This window comes from Massilia forsythiae (assembly GCF_012849555.1).
In the GTDB taxonomy this organism is placed as follows: Bacteria; Pseudomonadota; Gammaproteobacteria; order Burkholderiales; family Burkholderiaceae_D; genus Telluria; species Telluria forsythiae.
Map to the genome: position 1 here is coordinate 921864 of NZ_CP051685.1, position 14540 is coordinate 936403.

General features: G+C 68.8%; 13 protein-coding genes. 4 read left to right on the forward strand and 9 right to left on the reverse strand.

Annotated elements, in window-relative coordinates; translation table 11 throughout:
- Positions 1–239: 239 nt before the first annotated feature.
- Together HH212_RS03965 and HH212_RS03970 are read right to left on the reverse strand one after the other, a co-directional pair.
- Positions 240–2294 (reverse strand): glycoside hydrolase family 97 protein, encoded by a 2055-nt coding sequence (locus HH212_RS03965; RefSeq protein ID WP_229217557.1) that lies wholly within the window; start codon positions 2292–2294, stop codon positions 240–242.
- 154 nt (positions 2295–2448) lie between these two features.
- Positions 2449–3135 (reverse strand): pentapeptide repeat-containing protein, encoded by a 687-nt coding sequence (locus HH212_RS03970; RefSeq protein WP_169434192.1) that lies wholly within the window; start codon positions 3133–3135, stop codon positions 2449–2451.
- Positions 3136–3319: 184 nt separating this feature from the next.
- Between HH212_RS03970 and HH212_RS03975 the strand changes: the two genes are divergently transcribed.
- A complete protein-coding gene (locus tag HH212_RS03975; protein ID WP_169434193.1) occupies positions 3320–4198 on the forward strand; it encodes an SDR family NAD(P)-dependent oxidoreductase in 879 nt (292 codons plus the stop codon).
- 9 nt (positions 4199–4207) lie between these two features.
- Positions 4208–5119 (forward strand): AraC family transcriptional regulator, encoded by a 912-nt coding sequence (locus HH212_RS03980; RefSeq protein WP_211172451.1) that lies wholly within the window; start codon positions 4208–4210, stop codon positions 5117–5119.
- A 4-nt stretch (positions 5120–5123) separates the two neighbouring features.
- On the opposite strand, the gene HH212_RS03985 is transcribed toward HH212_RS03980, so the two are convergent.
- The 7 genes from HH212_RS03985 to HH212_RS04015 all read right to left on the reverse strand — a co-directional run bounded on the left by HH212_RS03985 (position 5124) and on the right by HH212_RS04015 (position 12594).
- Positions 5124–5864 carry an SDR family NAD(P)-dependent oxidoreductase gene (locus tag HH212_RS03985; RefSeq protein ID WP_169434194.1) on the reverse strand — a complete coding sequence of 247 codons (741 nt, stop codon included), beginning with the start codon at positions 5862–5864 and terminating at the stop codon, positions 5124–5126.
- Positions 5865–5929: 65 nt separating this feature from the next.
- Positions 5930–6244, reverse strand: coding sequence for a hypothetical protein (locus HH212_RS03990; protein WP_169434195.1), 315 nt, complete (start codon positions 6242–6244; stop codon positions 5930–5932).
- A gap of 131 nt (positions 6245–6375) precedes the next feature.
- Positions 6376–8265, reverse strand: coding sequence for an FAD-binding oxidoreductase (locus HH212_RS03995; protein WP_169434196.1), 1890 nt, complete (start codon positions 8263–8265; stop codon positions 6376–6378).
- 176 nt (positions 8266–8441) lie between these two features.
- Positions 8442–8624, reverse strand: a complete 183-nt coding sequence (locus tag HH212_RS04000; RefSeq protein ID WP_169434197.1) for a hypothetical protein — start codon at positions 8622–8624, stop codon at positions 8442–8444.
- Positions 8625–8726: 102 nt separating this feature from the next.
- The gene (gene glcF, locus HH212_RS04005) at positions 8727–10016 is read right to left on the reverse strand and encodes a glycolate oxidase subunit GlcF (RefSeq protein ID WP_169434198.1); all 1290 of its coding nucleotides are present in this window, start codon (positions 10014–10016) and stop codon (positions 8727–8729) included.
- A 2-nt stretch (positions 10017–10018) separates the two neighbouring features.
- On the reverse strand, positions 10019–11104 hold the full coding sequence (gene glcE / locus HH212_RS04010) for a glycolate oxidase subunit GlcE (RefSeq protein ID WP_169434199.1): 1086 nt from the start codon (positions 11102–11104) through the stop codon (positions 10019–10021).
- Between the two features lie 8 nt (positions 11105–11112).
- Positions 11113–12594: an FAD-linked oxidase C-terminal domain-containing protein gene (locus HH212_RS04015; RefSeq protein ID WP_169434200.1), complete on the reverse strand. Its 1482-nt coding sequence runs from the start codon at positions 12592–12594 to the stop codon at positions 11113–11115.
- Positions 12595–12668: 74 nt separating this feature from the next.
- On the opposite strand from HH212_RS04015, the gene HH212_RS04020 reads away from it, so the two are divergent.
- Positions 12669–13223, forward strand: a complete 555-nt coding sequence (locus tag HH212_RS04020; RefSeq protein ID WP_169434201.1) for a cob(I)yrinic acid a,c-diamide adenosyltransferase — start codon at positions 12669–12671, stop codon at positions 13221–13223.
- Positions 13216–14448 (forward strand): rhomboid family intramembrane serine protease, encoded by a 1233-nt coding sequence (locus tag HH212_RS04025; RefSeq protein ID WP_211172452.1) that lies wholly within the window; start codon positions 13216–13218, stop codon positions 14446–14448. Before HH212_RS04020 ends, HH212_RS04025 begins: the two co-directional genes overlap by 8 nt.
- Positions 14449–14540 lie beyond the last annotated feature (92 nt).

The window sequence follows — 14540 nt, forward strand, 5'->3', positions numbered from 1 at the left end:
ATTTTCTTTATGGAAAATATTGCCTTGAGGCATGAGTATAGCCACCCATGCTTGATTGATCATGAACAATTAACTGTTCGTCTGATAAATGCTACAAAATTCGCCTATTCACTTATCGAATTATAAAATTCCTGCATTTTCTGCAAATGTTTTATTCAAAAATTACTTTTGACAGAAAATTCATTATCGGCGTCATGGTGCCGGGCGGCACGCCTTGAGCATGTGCGCCCGGCACACGTTCAGCGCTTCGGTGTAAAGCGGATCGCCTGCCCGCCCCCCGGCGCCAGCTTCAATTGCAGGGTATCCTTCGCCGTCACGGTCCTGGTCTCGGTCACCAGGTCGAAGCGGTGCGCGCTGCGGTAGTCGGCCTGGTCGCCGTCGCGGTAGATTTCGGCCGTGTAGGTCTTGCCGGCGTCGAGGAACCCGAGCGGCAGTGCCAGGGTGCGCGCCTGGCCGTCGGTGACGGCGCCCAGGTACCAGTCGTCGGATGTGCGGTCCTTGCGCGCGATGGTGGCATATTCTCCCACCTCACCGTTCAGCACGCGGGTGTCGGCCCAGTCGGTCGGCACGTCGCGGATGAACTTGAAGGCGGCCGGGTATTTCATGTAGTTTTCCGGCAGGTCGGCCGCCATCACGATCGGCGAATAGATCACCACGAAGTTGGCCAGCTGCTTGGCCTGGGTGGAGTTGAAGGTCTTGCCCTCGGCGCCGACCAGGCTCAGCACGCCCGGCGTGTAGTCCATCGGGCCGCTCAGCATACGCGTGAACACCAGCTTGGCCTCGTGGTCGACCGCGTTCACCGGATTGCCCCAGGCGTTGTACTCGACCCCGCGCGCGCCCTCGCGCGACAGCCAGTTCGGATAGGTGCGGCGCAGGCCGGTGTCCTTGACCGGTTCGTGGGTGTCGACCGCGATGCGGTAGCGCGCCGCTTCCGTCACCGCCTTCTGGAAGTGACGCACGCCTTCCTGCGAATCGTAGTTGCCATAATGCGGCGGCTGGCCGGCGGCGCCCGGGAACAGCATGGTGCCGGCTTCGTGCACGTAGCCGGACTTGACGCTGTCCACGCCCACGCGGGCATACAGTTTATACGCTTCGTCCATCTGCCGTTCGTAGGCGGCGACGTTGGCGCCGGTCTCGTGGTGGCCGATCAGGCGCACGCCCTTCGACTGCGCGTAGGAGCTCAGCGCCGGCAGGTCGAAGTCCGGATACGATTTGGTGAAGCTGAAGTCGGCGCCGCCGTGGCCCCAGTTGCTTTCCCAGCCCTGGTTCCAGCCTTCGACCAGCACGCCGCGGAAGCCGTTCTTTGCGGCGAAATCGATGTAGCGTTTGGTGTTGGCGGTGGTGGCGCCGTGGGTCGGGCCGGCATTCCAGGTGGTCTGCTGCAGGTGCATGCTCCACCACACGCCGACGAATTTCGACGGGTGCACCCAGGACACGTCGCCCAGCTTGTTCGGCTCGTTCAGGTTCAGGATCAGGTCGGACATGTAGAGGCCGGCCGCGTTATCGGCGATCTGCAGCGTGCGCCATGGCGTGCTGAAGGCGCCGTGGCGCACCACAGCCGGACCCAGGCTGGACGGCGCCAGCTGCGCGCGCAGCTTCTGCCCTTCCACCTTGCGCACCCACATCGACGCGTAGTCGACCAGCGCCGCCTCGTGCAGGGCGACGTGGGTACCGTCCTCCAGGCGCAGCGTCAGCGGGGTGTTGGCGGTGCCGATTTCCTTCAACGGCGCCTTGCGCACCTCTTCTTCCAGGCCGGGCAGTTCCGCCGCCGGAATCCACCAGGCGGTGGCCGGCTGGGCCACCGCGAATTCGGTCAGCTCGTCGGTAATGGCGACGTCGCGCAGTTGCGGCTGGTCCGGGAATTCGTAGCGGAAGCCGACGCCGTCGTCATAGATGCGGAATACCACCGCCAGCGCGCGCTTGCCCTGCTCCTTCTGCTCGAGCTCATTTTGTTCCAGTTCAACGCGCAGCTCGCGGTAATGGTTGCGCACGAAGCGGCGCTCGCCCCACGGCTGTTCCCAGGTGTCGTCATGGTCGCTGGTGCGCGCCGCGCGCACGCTGAAGCCGCCGTCCAGCTTGTAGGCGTTGGCCAGATTGAACCCGAGACGCGACAGCCCGATCACTTCCTTGCCCTTGCGCTTGATGTCGTAGCCGAGCTTGCCGGCCGGGTCGATCCGCACTTCGACGTTCAGCACGTTGCCGGGCGAACTGGCGCTGGCCACCACGCTTTGCGCCCAGGCGCCAGGCGCGGCTATGTAACCGGCCAACAGCATGGCGGCGGAAATGGTGGACAAGGAAAAACGGGAACGCGGCTGGGAGCGCATCGGTGACACCTCGTTGGGCCGGAGAGCTTGGCAATCCGGCAAGATGGAAGATGTGTAATATTACTACAGTTGTGTCTTCCAACAACGGTAATCGATGCTGCCAGGACACCGTCCAGGCGACGATTCAAGCGACGTCGAGTCCCATCGCCCGCACCAGCTCGGCCGCCTGGCGCGGCGAGATCGTGGCGCCGGCGAACTGTTTTGCGTTGGACAGCTTGAGGCCGCCGAGGTCGGCCTCACGCAGATCGGCCTGCTCGAAACGCGTGTCCTTGATATGGGCGCCGCGCAGGCTGCCGCCTTCGAACACGGCTTCGCGGAAATCGCAGCCGGACAGGTCGGCATCGGCAAAATCCAGCCCCCTCAACGTCGCCTTGCGAAACGACAGGCGGCGCAGGTCGGCGCCGACCAGCAGGCAGTCCTCGAATGTCAAGCCGAGCTGGCCGGCTTCCTCGAACACCGCACCGGTCAGCTTGCAGCCGCGGAACAGCGCCGACGCCAGTTTGGCGCGCCGCCAGCTCGCATTGTTCAGGTCGCAGGCTTCGAAGCGGGCGTCGACCAGGTCGGCCGACTCGAAGTCGGCATGGCCGCCGCGGCAGCGCTGCCAGCGCGTGCGCGCCAGCCGGGCGCAATACAGCGACGCTTCCAGCAGCGTGCAGTTGCGCCAGCAGCTGTCCTGCAGGTCCAGGCGCGACAGGTCGGCGCCTTGGGCGTCGCATTCCTCGAACACCAGCAGGACGTCTTGCGCCAGCAGGTCTTCGATGCGTTCGCGGGTGAGTCGTTCGCCGCTGACGGTGATGGTTGGGCGGGACATGGATGTGTGACTGTTAAGCGAAGGCCGCCAGCATATCAGGTAGGGGCCATGCGCCATGTCCTCATGCGCGGTCTGCAGTATTGCCCCAGCATCCCGGAGTTTCAGGCAAGTCCACGCGCAAGCAACGACCTAGAATCCTTTCACCGCGCCGCCATCGCGGCGCATCGACACGAAAGGAATCGACATGAAGCAAGTCTGGTTGATCACCGGCGCCGCGCGCGGCATCGGTGCCCACGTCGCCCACGCCGCGCTGCAAGCCGGCCACAGGGTCGTCGCCAGCGGACGCGACCTGGCGCGCCTGCGCGACGCCTGGCCGCAAGCCGCCGGCAACCCGGACATCGCGCTATTAGAACTGGACGTCACCAGCGCCGCCCAGGCGGAAGCGGCCGTGCAGGCCGCCATCGAACGCTTCGGGCGCGTCGACGTCCTGGTCAACAATGCCGGCTACGGCATGCTCGGCAATTTCGAGGAAATCGACGCAGCCGAAGTCGAGCGCCAGTTCCACACCAACGTGTTCGGCGTCATGCACATGATGCGCGCGGTATTGCCGGCGATGCGCCGCCAGCGCGCCGGCCACATCTTCAACATCTCCTCGGTCGGCGGCGCGCTCGGCTTCGGCGGCGCCTCGGTCTACTGCGCCAGCAAGTACGCGGTCGAGGGCTTGTCGGCCTCGGTGGCGCCCGAGATCGCGGGCTTCGGCATCCAGCTGACGGTGGTCGAGCCGGGCTTCTTCCGCACCGACTTCCTGGACACCAGTTCGGTCCGCTATGGCGAGGCCACCATCGACGATTACGCCGCCGCCGGCACGGTACAGGAGACCTACGACGCCTACAACCACCGCCAGGCCGGCGATCCGGCCAGGCTGGGCGCGGCGCTGGTGCGGATCGCCGCCATGCCGGCGCCGCCGCGCCAGTTCCTGGCCGGCAGCGACGCGATCGCGATGGTGACCGGCGCGCTGCGGGCGCGGCTGGACGAGATCGGCGCGTTCGCCGCGCTGTCGGCGTCCACCGATGGCGTTTTCGACAAACCCTACGTGGATCAGGGTGGACGGCAACCGGTATGATGCCATTCGATGAACAATGATCCGATCGTTCCCGGCACGCCATTGGCGCGCATGGCCGCGCTGCTCGCCCTGCACACGCCGGCGGACGGCAGTTTCGCGCTGGCCCTGCCGGGCGTGCACGCGATCCGCGTGTCACGTCCGAACGCGGACCTGGTGCATGGGCTGCAGCAAGCCGCACTGTGCATCGTGGCGCAGGGCAGCAAGACGGTCCTGCTGGGCAGCGAAGCGTATACCTACGATCCTGCGCGCATGCTGGTGTTCTCGGTCGACCTGCCGGTTGCCGCGCAGGTGCATGAAGCCAGTCCTGTGTGCCCTTACCTGTGCCTGCGGCTGGATCTCGATCCGCGCCGCATTGCCGAGCTGGTGCTGAAGGTCTATCCCGGCGGGGTGCCACAGGCAACCCCAGGCCGCGCCATCTGGCTGGCGCAGGCCAGCGAAGCCATCGTCGATGCGGGGGCGCGGCTGTTGGCGGCGCTGGCCGATCCGGTCGATGCCGGTCTGCTGGCGCCGCTCGCCGTCGAGGAAATGCTGGTGCGCCTGCTGCGCAGCCCGGTCGGCGGGCGCCTGGCGCAGATCGGCCGCGCGGAGTCGAATGTACACCGCATCGCCAGGGCGGTGGCCTGGGTACGCGACCACTACATGCAACCGATCAGGGTCGAGCAGCTGGCCTGCCTCGCCAGCATGAGCGCGTCTTCGCTGCACCAGCATTTCAAGGCGGTGACCTCGATGAGCCCCCTGCAGTACCAGAAAGTGCTGCGGCTGCAGGAAGCGCGGCGGCTGATGGCGAGCGGCGTTGGCGCCGCCACCGCCGGCGGGCGGGTCGGCTACACCAGCGCCTCGCAGTTCAGCCGCGAATATGCGCGTCTGTTCGGCAGCGCCCCGACCAGGGACTTGCCGAAACGGCGCGACGTGACGAATTGACTCCCTACAGCCGCGCCAGCCGTCCGCCATCGACCGCCAGCGCGGCGCCGTGGACGAAATTGGCATCCGGCCCGGCCAGGAAGGCGATGGCGGCGGCGATGTCGTCCGGCGTGCCGACGTCGGCCTTGTCGATCTTTTCCACGCCCGACTTCACGTTCGGGTTGTCCCACAACATCGGCGTATCGATCGCGCCCGGCACCACGGCATTCACGCGGATGCCCTTGGGCTTGCCTTCGATCGCCGCCGAGCGCGTCAGCGACAGCAGCGCCGCCTTGGCCGCCGCGTACGGCGCCACCAGCGCCTCGGTTTCCACGGCGTGCACGCTGGAGACGTTGATCACGGCGCCGCCCTGCCCCATCTTCAAAAAGGCCTGCTTGGTGAAATAAAAGGCGCCCATCAGGTCGACGTCGAGCACTTCGTACCAGTCTTCCCGGGTCTGCTGCTCGAGCGGCTTGAAGGCCATCAGGCCGGCATTGTTGACGGCGATGTCCCAGCGCCCGAAGCGCGCCAGCGTCGCCTCGACCGCGGCCTGCACCTGGTCTTCGTGGCCGACGTCGCAGGCGGCGGTGGCGATGCGATCAAGCGGCGCGTCCTTGGCCAATCCGGCCTGGGCGGCATCCAACTTGTCCTGGTGCCGTCCGACCAGGGTCACGCTGGCGCCGTCGCGCAGCAGGCGGCGCGCCACGGCCATGCCGATACCGCCCGAGGCGCCGGTGACGATGGCGACGCGTCCGTCGAGTTGCATGATTCCTCCTGGGGTAACTGGTGGCCGCTGGCGGCAATGTGCGCAATCTACCATGGACGCCGGAACTAGCGCGTTTCGACCCGGTCGGACGCGTGGGTGGTGCAGCCGCGGTGCACGTTTTCCAGGAAGCGGATCGCCTCGCCCAGGCGGCAGGTGGGCGGCAGCAAGCGTCCCAGCGCTTCGTTCTCGACCAGCTGGTCGATGCCGTAGGCGATGGCGCGCGAAATGTCGCGCCCGCGCCGGCCGTCGCTGTTGTACAGCGCGTCGTACACGCCGACGGCTTCCCACAGCGGGACGTAGCCGGGACTGATCGAATCCTCGAACGCGACCGCCGCCGCCGCGTCCTCGTCCTCGGATATCAAGCGAAACACGAAACTCACGAGCCTCTCCATCGGGCAAACAGGGGGCGCCGATGCTACCACGATGGCGGCGTGCGCGTGGTCCGGTGGCGCCACCGGGGCGCACGGCCATTGCCGTCACGGCAAAGGCCGGGCGCCGCATTTCCTCGTGTTCAGGCCCGCGCCCGCGGCGCGCCGGCGCGCGTAAAACCGTCGGCGCTCCAGTCTTCGCTGCCGACGCCGTGGTGCACGAAGAACAGCCCGTCCGGGTCGACCGTGCGCTTGATGCGCGCCAGGCGCTCATAGTTGGCGCCCCAGTAGGCGTCCTGCCAGTGCTGCTGGAAATAATCGCTTTCCGACACGTAGGCGCCGGCGTCGGGCGCTGCGCGGCGCAGCGCGTCCATGGCGGCGCGGATGGCGGCGCCGTCATGGCGGGCGCGCGTGGCATCCGGCCGCGCGTCCGCCATGCCGGGAAAGGCCGGCACGCCGCCGCCGGCGATGATCGCCAACGCGAACGCATCCAGCACGGCCGGGTTCATTGCCGTGTCGCGCGTGGCGGCCAGCGCGTCCGTCGGCGCGCCGGCCAGGCCCTTGTTGAAGTGCAGCTCGACGTCCCACCGCTTGGCCGCGTCGAACAGCGCATCGGCCAGTAGCGCCTGGCGCGTGGGGTCGAGCAGGCGCGCGGGCAGCCAGGCCGACTGGTAACCGTGGATGAACCAGCCGGCCTGCTCGCGGTCGCCGCGCCAGACGAAGCGGTCGGGCGACGCGTTGGGGCCGTCGTCCACCGCCATCAGCCCGGTCGCGTACTTGCGGTGGAAGTCCGGGTTCCAGAAGTGGCGCGCCGGGATCGCCTTGATGGCCGCTTCCTCGACCGTGTATTCCTTGCGCGCGCGCACCCAGGCCAGGAACGGCGCCCACACCGCCTCCGCCTCGGCCTGGCCCAGTCCCTGGAATACCATCGACAGCTGCAGCCGGCGGCCGCCGCGCAACGACACCTGTTCGCCCCAATGTTCGTTGAACAGGCTTTCCTGGTAAAACGCCACGAAGCGCGCGATCAGGGTACGGTAGGCCGCATCGGAAGCCGCCTCGATCTTGCCGAACACCGCGCCGAAATTGGCAGGCAACGCATGCGTGCGCAGCGTCACGCGCGTGACCACGCCGAAGCTGCCGCCGCCACCGCCCTTCAAGGCCCAGAACAGGTCGGGATGCGAATGGGCGCTGGCGATGCGCACTTCGCCGTCGGCGGTGACGACTTCGGCTTCGACCAGGCTGGCGGCGGCGCTGCCGTAGCGCTTGGAAAAATTGCCGAAGCCGCCCCCTTGCACCAGCCCGGCCACGCCGACGGTGGTGCAGCCGCCGCCCTGCACGTAGCGCCCGGCGCGCGTGGTGACGGCGGCATACGCCTGCCCCCACATGACGCCGGCGCCCAGGCTCACCGCCGGCTGCGCCGTGTCCGCCGCGCAGCCGCGCGCGGCATAAGCGTCGTGCAGGTCGATGCGGTCCATCGCCCTGGTCCAGACCAGCAGCGAATCGGGCGCACTGGAGCCGCCAAGATAGCTGTGGCCGCCGCCCTTGACCACCAGGCGCAGGTCGTGTTGACGGGCGAAACGCACCGCCGCCGCCACGTCGCGGGCGTCGCGCGCGGCCACGGCATAGGCACTCGGCTGCGAAGTCCAGGCGTCCTGCCAGCCGCTGGTCTGGGTCAGCGCGGGATCGTCGCCGATGGTGAAGGGGTCCTGGATGCCGGCCAGCAGCGCGGCGCAGGCAGGCGTGCCGGGCGCGCATCGGGCGAACGGCGACGCCAGCGCTTGCAGGCGGCCGCCCGTCTCGCGGCGCAGGCGCTGCCATTCGCTGGCAGCGGGCCAGGCCGGCGTGCCGGGGCGGACGCGGGTACGGACGGTGGCCGCGGTCGCTGCCGCATCCGGCGGTGCAGCCGCGGATGCGCCCGATGGCAGGTCCGATGCGGCGGACGGTTGCGCCACGCGCGCCAGCGCCGTGGCCGGCAGCGCCGCGTGCAGCAGCGTCGCCGCGGCCGCGCCCTTGAACAATTCACGTCGTTTCATGCCGCTCTCCCTGTCGTGCGTATCGAATGACCAGGAAAGAGGATGCGATGCCGGCCGCGCGCGGGCAAACGCTTTGTGGCGAAGCGGGCGCTGGATGGGGCAAGCCGGCGGCTAGTGGCCGGCGACCCGGCGGCCGGCGATCCGGCGGCCGGCGACCCGGCGGCCGGCGCCCCGGCTCAGTCGTCGCCCGGCCCGTCGCCCGGCATGGTGTCGGCCATCAGGCGCAGCTCGTCCGGCGTCAGCTCTTCCGGCTTCTTGTTGGCGAGCCCATCGATCGCGGCGCTGCCGCTGCCGTCCTGCCGTGCGCCCTGCTCCTGCTCCTGCTGCCGGTCCTGCTGCGTGTGCCGATCGTTTGCCATGCCGTGCTCCCTATGCTGAATGGGTTCGAGATGGGCGCAGTGTGGCACAGGCCGGATGGCGGCGGCGTCCCGCTGGCGTCATCCGCCCGAACGCACGCCGTTTCAGCGCGGCGCCGACCCGGCCAGCGCGCGCTCGAGCAGCTCGATCCAGTGCGTCACCGGCGTATCGGTGCCGGCCTGCAGGTGCGTGATGCAGCCGATGTTGGCGGACACGATCTCGCCGGCCCCGGTTTGCGCCAGGTTGGCCAGCTTCCTCTCGCGCAGCGCATGCGCGATGTCCGGGTGCAGCATCGAATAGGCGCCGGCCGAGCCGCAGCACAGGTGGCTGTCGGCGCACAAGGTCACGTCGATGCCGGCCGCGCGCAGCACGCCCTCGACCTTGCCGCGGATCTGCTGGCCGTGCTGCAGCGTGCACGGCGGGTGGTAGGCCACGCGTACGCGGACGGCGCCGTCCGGATGCGCGGCAATCCGGTCCGCTATCTGCGCTTCGAATTGCGGCAGGATTTCCGAGAGGTCTCGCGTCAGCGCCGCGATGCGCGCCGCCTTGGCCGCATAGGCCGGGTCCTGCGCCAGCAGGTGGCCGTAGTCCTTGACGGTGACGCCGCAGCCGGACGCCGTCATCACGATCGCCTCCACCGCCGGCTCGCCGGCCCTTGGTTCGACATACGGCCACCAGGCATCGATGTTGCGGCGCATGTCGTCCAGGCCGCCGTCCTGGTCGTTCATGTGGAAGCGCAGCGCGCCGCAGCAGCCGGCCCTGGGCGCCGCGATCAGCTGCACGCCGAGCGCATCCAGCACGCGCGCCGTGGCGGCGTTGATGGACGGCGCCAGCGCCGGCTGCACGCAGCCGTCCAGCACCAGCATGCGGCGCGCGTGGGTGCGCGCAGGCCACGTATTGGACACATGCGCGGACCCATGCGCGGCCGGATGCGCGGCGCGCAGCTTGTCCTGCAAGCCCTGCGGCAGCAGCGGACGCAGCGCCTGCCCGGCGCGCACGGCCGGCTTGAACAGCGCCGCACGCGGCAGCACTTCCTTCAATGTAGTGCGCTTGATGCGCTCGCCCAGCGGACGCGCCACGCGCCGCTCGACCACCGCACGCCCGATGTCGACCAGGCGCCCGTACTTGACGCCGGACGGACAGGTGGTCTCGCAGTTGCGGCAGGTCAGGCAGCGGTCCAGGTGCAATTGGGTCTTGCGGGTCGGCGCCACGCCTTCCAGCACCTGCTTGATCAGGTAGATGCGCCCGCGCGGGCCGTCCAGCTCGTCGCCCAGCAGCTGGTAGGTCGGGCAGGTGGCGGTGCAGAAGCCGCAGTGCACGCAGGCGCGCAGGATCGCTTCGGCCTCGATGCCCTCGGGCGTGCCCTTGATGAAATCGGCGAGATTGGTTTGCATGGTCAAACCATCCGGCCGGGGTTGAAGATATTGGCGGGATCGAAGCCGGCCTTCAGGCGTTCGTGGATGCGCGCAATGGCCGGCGCCAGCGGCTGGAACACGCCGACCGCCTTGTCGCCGCCGCGGAACAGGGTGGCGTGGCCGCCGGCCGCGGTTGCCGCCGCGCGCATGCGGCGCGCGAACGCGGCGGCGTCGGCCTCGGCATCGGCCGGCGCACGCAGCCAGCGCTGCGCCCCGCCCCATTCGATCAGTTGCGGTCCCAACGCGAGCGCATCGGTGGCCGGCGGCAGCGCCAGGCGCCACAGCGGCGCGTCGCCGTCGAAAAAGGCATGGCGCTGCTCGCGCACGTCCTGCCAGAAGCGCGCATCGTCCGCCAGCGGTTCGCCGCCCAGCGCCCGTACCGCCGCATCGACCGCGGCGCGCGCGCCGGACAGGCGCAGCGCCAGCACGCCGTCGTGCCAGCAGCTGGCCGACAGCGGCAGCGGCTGGCCCGCCCATTCGTTCAGCTTGCGGATGGCGTCGGCTTCGCCCAGGGCGAAGCGCAGCGTGGCCCCGGCCAGCGGCACGGGCAGCACCTTGACCGACACTTCCAGCAGCAGGCCGAGCGTGCCGAGCGACCCGGCCAGCAGGCGCGACACGTCGTAGCCGGCCACGTTCTTCATGACCTGGCCGCCGAAGGTCAGCACCTCGCCCTTCCCGTCCAGCAGCTTCACGCCGAGCACGAAATCGCGCAGCGCGCCGGCGCTGGCGCGGCGCGGTCCAGACAGGCCGGCGGCGACGGTCCCGCCCAGCGTGGCGGCGGGGCCGAAGTGCGGCGGCTCGAACGGTAGCATCTGGCGGCGTTCGGCCAGCGCCGCCTCGATGTGCGCCAGCGGCGTGCCGCAGCGCGCGGTGATCACCAGTTCGCTGGGTTCGTAGTCGACGATGCCGGCGTGCGCGCGGGTGTCGAGGATGGCGGTCTCGCCACCGGCGGCGTCGATGCGCTGGCCGTACCAGTCCTTGGTGCCGCCGCCGCGGATGCGCAGCGGACGCCGCGCCGCGGCGGCGCTGCGCACTTGCTCCTGGAAGCGTTCGATGGTGTGCTGCATGTCGTCCTTCAAAAACGCGGCAGGTGGGCGAACGGCAGCGCGCCGCCGTGCACGCGCATCGCGCCCAGTTCGGCGCAGCGGTTCAGCGTGGGGATCGCCTTGTTCGGATTCAGCAGCATCTCGGGATCGAAGGCGCGCTTGACCGCGAAAAACGCGTCCAGCTCGCGCGCGCCGAACTGCACGCACATCGAATCGATCTTTTCCACGCCGACGCCGTGCTCCCCGGTGATGGTGCCGCCGACTTCCACGCACAGCGCCAGGATGGCGGCGCCGAAGGCTTCGGCGCGGTCGAGTTCTCCGGGCTGGTTGGCGTCGAACAGGATCAAGGGGTGCATGTTGCCGTCGCCGGCGTGGAACACGTTGGCGCAGCGCAGGCCGAAGGTATCTTCCATCTGCTCGATCCGTTCCAGCACGTGCGCCAGGCGCTTGCGCGGGATGGTGCCGTCCATGCAGTAGTAGTCCGGCGAGATGCGCCCCGCCGCCGGGAAGGCGTTCTTGCGCCCGGACCAGAAGCGCAGGCGCTCGCCCTCGTCGCGCGACACCGTCAGTGCGGTGGCGCCGGCCTCCTTCAGCACCGCCGCCATGCGCTCGATTTCCTCGGCCACCTCGAGCGCGGTGCCGTCGGCCTCGCACAGCAGGATGGCGGCGGCGTCCAGGTCGTAGCCGGCTTTCACGAAGGGTTCGACCATGCGCGACGAGGTCCGGTCCATCATCTCCAGGCCGGCCGGGATGATGCCGGCGGCGATCACGCTGGCGACCGCGTCGCCGCCGCTGGCGACGTCGCCGAACGAGGCCATGATCACCTGCGCCGCGGCCGGTTTCGGCACCAGCTTCACGGTGACTTCGGTGACGATGCCGAGCATGCCTTCCGAGCCGATGAACACCGCCAGCAGGTCGAGGCCGGGTGCATCGGGCGCCGCGCCGCCCAGTTCGATCATCTCGCCCTCGATGGTGGCGACGCGCACGCGCAGCACGTTGTGCACGGTGAGGCCATATTTCAGGCAATGCACGCCGCCCGAATTCTCGGCCACGTTGCCGCCGATCGAGCAGGCGATCTGCGAGGACGGATCGGGCGCGTAGTACAGCCCGAGCGGCGCCGCCGCTTCCGAGATCGCCAGGTTGCGCACGCCCGGCTGCACCACCGCCGAGCGCGAATAGGCATCCACGCGCAGGATGCGGTTCAGGCGCGCGGTGGAAATCACCACGCCGTCGGCCAGCGGCTGCGCGCCCCCCGACAAACCGGTGCCGGCGCCGCGCGGCACCACCGGCACGTGCAGCTCGCGGCACACCTTCAGCACGGCCAGCACCTGCTCCTCGGTGTCCGGCAGCACGACCACCATCGGCAGTTGGCGGTAGGCGGCCAGGCCGTCGCATTCGTAGGGGCGCGTGTCTTCCGGATCGGCCAGCACGCAACGGTCGGGCAGCACGGCGCGCATGGCCGCGGCAACCTGGCGGCGGCGCTCGGGATCGACGGGAATGGTAGGCATCATGGTGGTGATTTAAGCACGATTGCAGCGTTTTGGCGTATTCTGCGCCTATCATTTTTCTTGGGTGGGACATCATCATGGGCAATCGACTTTCGAAGATCGCGACCCGTACCGGCGACGACGGCAGCACCGGCCTGGGCGACGGCAGCCGCACCGGCAAGGACAGCGCGCGCGTCGCGGCGCTGGGCGACGTCGACGAACTGAATTCCTTCGTCGGCCTGCTGCTGTGCGAAGACATGCCGGCCGCCTTGCGCGAGGAACTGGTCTCGATCCAGCACGACCTGTTCGACCTGGGCGGCGAACTGTGCATCCCGGGCTACCAGCTGATCACCGACGAGCACGTCGCGCGCCTGGACGGCCTGCTGGCCAAATACAACGCCGATTTGCCGGTCCTGAAGGAATTCATCCTGCCGGCCGGCTCGCGCGCGGCCTCCACCGCGCACGTGTGCCGCACCGTGTGCCGGCGCGCCGAGCGCAGCATCGTCGCCCTGTCCAAGGGCGACACCGTCAACGCGCAGCCGCGCCAGTACGTGAACCGCCTGTCGGACCTGATGTTCGTGCTGGCGCGCGTGCTGAACCGCTTCGCCGGCGGCGCCGACGTGCTGTGGCAGCACGAGCGCAAGCGTGGCTGACGGGGGGCGGATGCAGGACAGCACCAGCTTTGACGTCCGTTTCCACCGCGCCAGCGCCAATTGGCCGGGCAACGCCTTGTTGTTCCAGGGCGCCGGCCAGGTCTTGATCGAGCCCGACTTCGTCACCCTGCACGGGGTGAGCCACCGCTCGTTCCGCTTTCCCAAGCGCGAGCGGCACCGGCTGCGCATGGTCGACATCCTCAACGTGCGCGTCGAGGGGCCGGACGTGCTGTTCCATGTGAGCGACCTGGAACGCCGCCGCGAGATCGGCTTCAGCACGCCCGATCGCGCCAGCGCCAGGGCCATCGCCGCCCTGCTGCCGGAACGCTGGACCGACGAATTCAAGCTGGCCTATACCGAGCGCGAGACCTTCCACGACCGCATGGATTACTGGAGCCCGTCGACGCCGGCGATCTGGACGCTGCTGGCGGCGAATATCCTCATCTTCCTGGCGATGTGGCTGGAACTCCAGGGCATCCTGAAGCCGCCGCCGCGGCTGCCGTTCAAGCCGTTTCCCGGCTGGGGCGCGCACGACGCCGTGCTGGCGCATGCGCAGTTGATGGCGCAGGGGCTGGGGCGCTTGCCGGGCATGCTGGCGGAGCCGAAGCAATGGTGGACGCAGATCGCCGCATTGGGCGGCTGGGGCAAGGCGGTAAACCCGGCCGTGCTCAAGCTGCAACTGCTGGAGTGGGGGTCGAACATGCCGCTGCTGACGTTGGGCGCGTCCCAGCACTGGCGCCTGCTGACGTCGATGTTCTTGCACGGTAACCTGCTGCACCTGCTGTTCAACATGTTCACGCTATGGCAGGTCGGCCAGCTGTGCGAGCGCGTGTTCGGCAGCGCGCGCTTCATCGGCCTGTACCTGCTGGCGGGATTGTGCGGCAGCCTGGCCAGCCTGGTCTGGAACCTGCTGACGCACCATGCGGGCGGCAACAGCGTCGGCGCCTCGGGCGCGATCTTCGGCATCATCGGCGGCCTGCTGGCCTTCATCGGACGCACCAACAGCGGCGTGCCGCCGACCGTCGTGCAGGACCTGCGCGGGGCGATCGCACCCTTCCTGCTGTTTAATATCGCGGCGGGGTTCGTGTATCCGCATACCGACAACGCGGCGCATATCGGCGGGCTGGTGGGGGGTTACCTGGCGGGGCATCTGCTGGCGCGCTCGTTGCACGTACCTGCGCAGCCAACACCCCGTCGTCCCCGCGAAGGCGGGGACCCATGCTGATTAACAGGATTCGATATATCGAAAGCAGCCTCGGACCTTTAATAATTCCGACTTTGGAAGCTATGTATGGGTCCCCGCCTGCGCGGGGACGA

Bases quoted from the DNA above. Each gene is read 5' to 3' on its own strand.
- HH212_RS03970 (WP_169434192.1), bottom strand. From the start codon at position 3,135: ATGTCCCGCCCAACCATCACCGTCAGCGGCGAACGACTCACCCGCGAA.
- HH212_RS03975 (WP_169434193.1), top strand. From the start codon at position 3,320: ATGAAGCAAGTCTGGTTGATCACCGGCGCCGCGCGCGGCATCGGTGCC.
- HH212_RS03980 (WP_211172451.1), top strand. From the start codon at position 4,208: ATGAACAATGATCCGATCGTTCCCGGCACGCCATTGGCGCGCATGGCC.
- HH212_RS03985 (WP_169434194.1), bottom strand. From the start codon at position 5,864: ATGCAACTCGACGGACGCGTCGCCATCGTCACCGGCGCCTCGGGCGGT.
- HH212_RS03995 (WP_169434196.1), bottom strand. From the start codon at position 8,265: ATGAAACGACGTGAATTGTTCAAGGGCGCGGCCGCGGCGACGCTGCTG.
- HH212_RS04000 (WP_169434197.1), bottom strand. From the start codon at position 8,624: ATGGCAAACGATCGGCACACGCAGCAGGACCGGCAGCAGGAGCAGGAG.
- glcF (WP_169434198.1), bottom strand. From the start codon at position 10,016: ATGCAAACCAATCTCGCCGATTTCATCAAGGGCACGCCCGAGGGCATC.
- glcE (WP_169434199.1), bottom strand. From the start codon at position 11,104: ATGCAGCACACCATCGAACGCTTCCAGGAGCAAGTGCGCAGCGCCGCC.
- HH212_RS04015 (WP_169434200.1), bottom strand. From the start codon at position 12,594: ATGATGCCTACCATTCCCGTCGATCCCGAGCGCCGCCGCCAGGTTGCC.
- HH212_RS04020 (WP_169434201.1), top strand. From the start codon at position 12,669: ATGGGCAATCGACTTTCGAAGATCGCGACCCGTACCGGCGACGACGGC.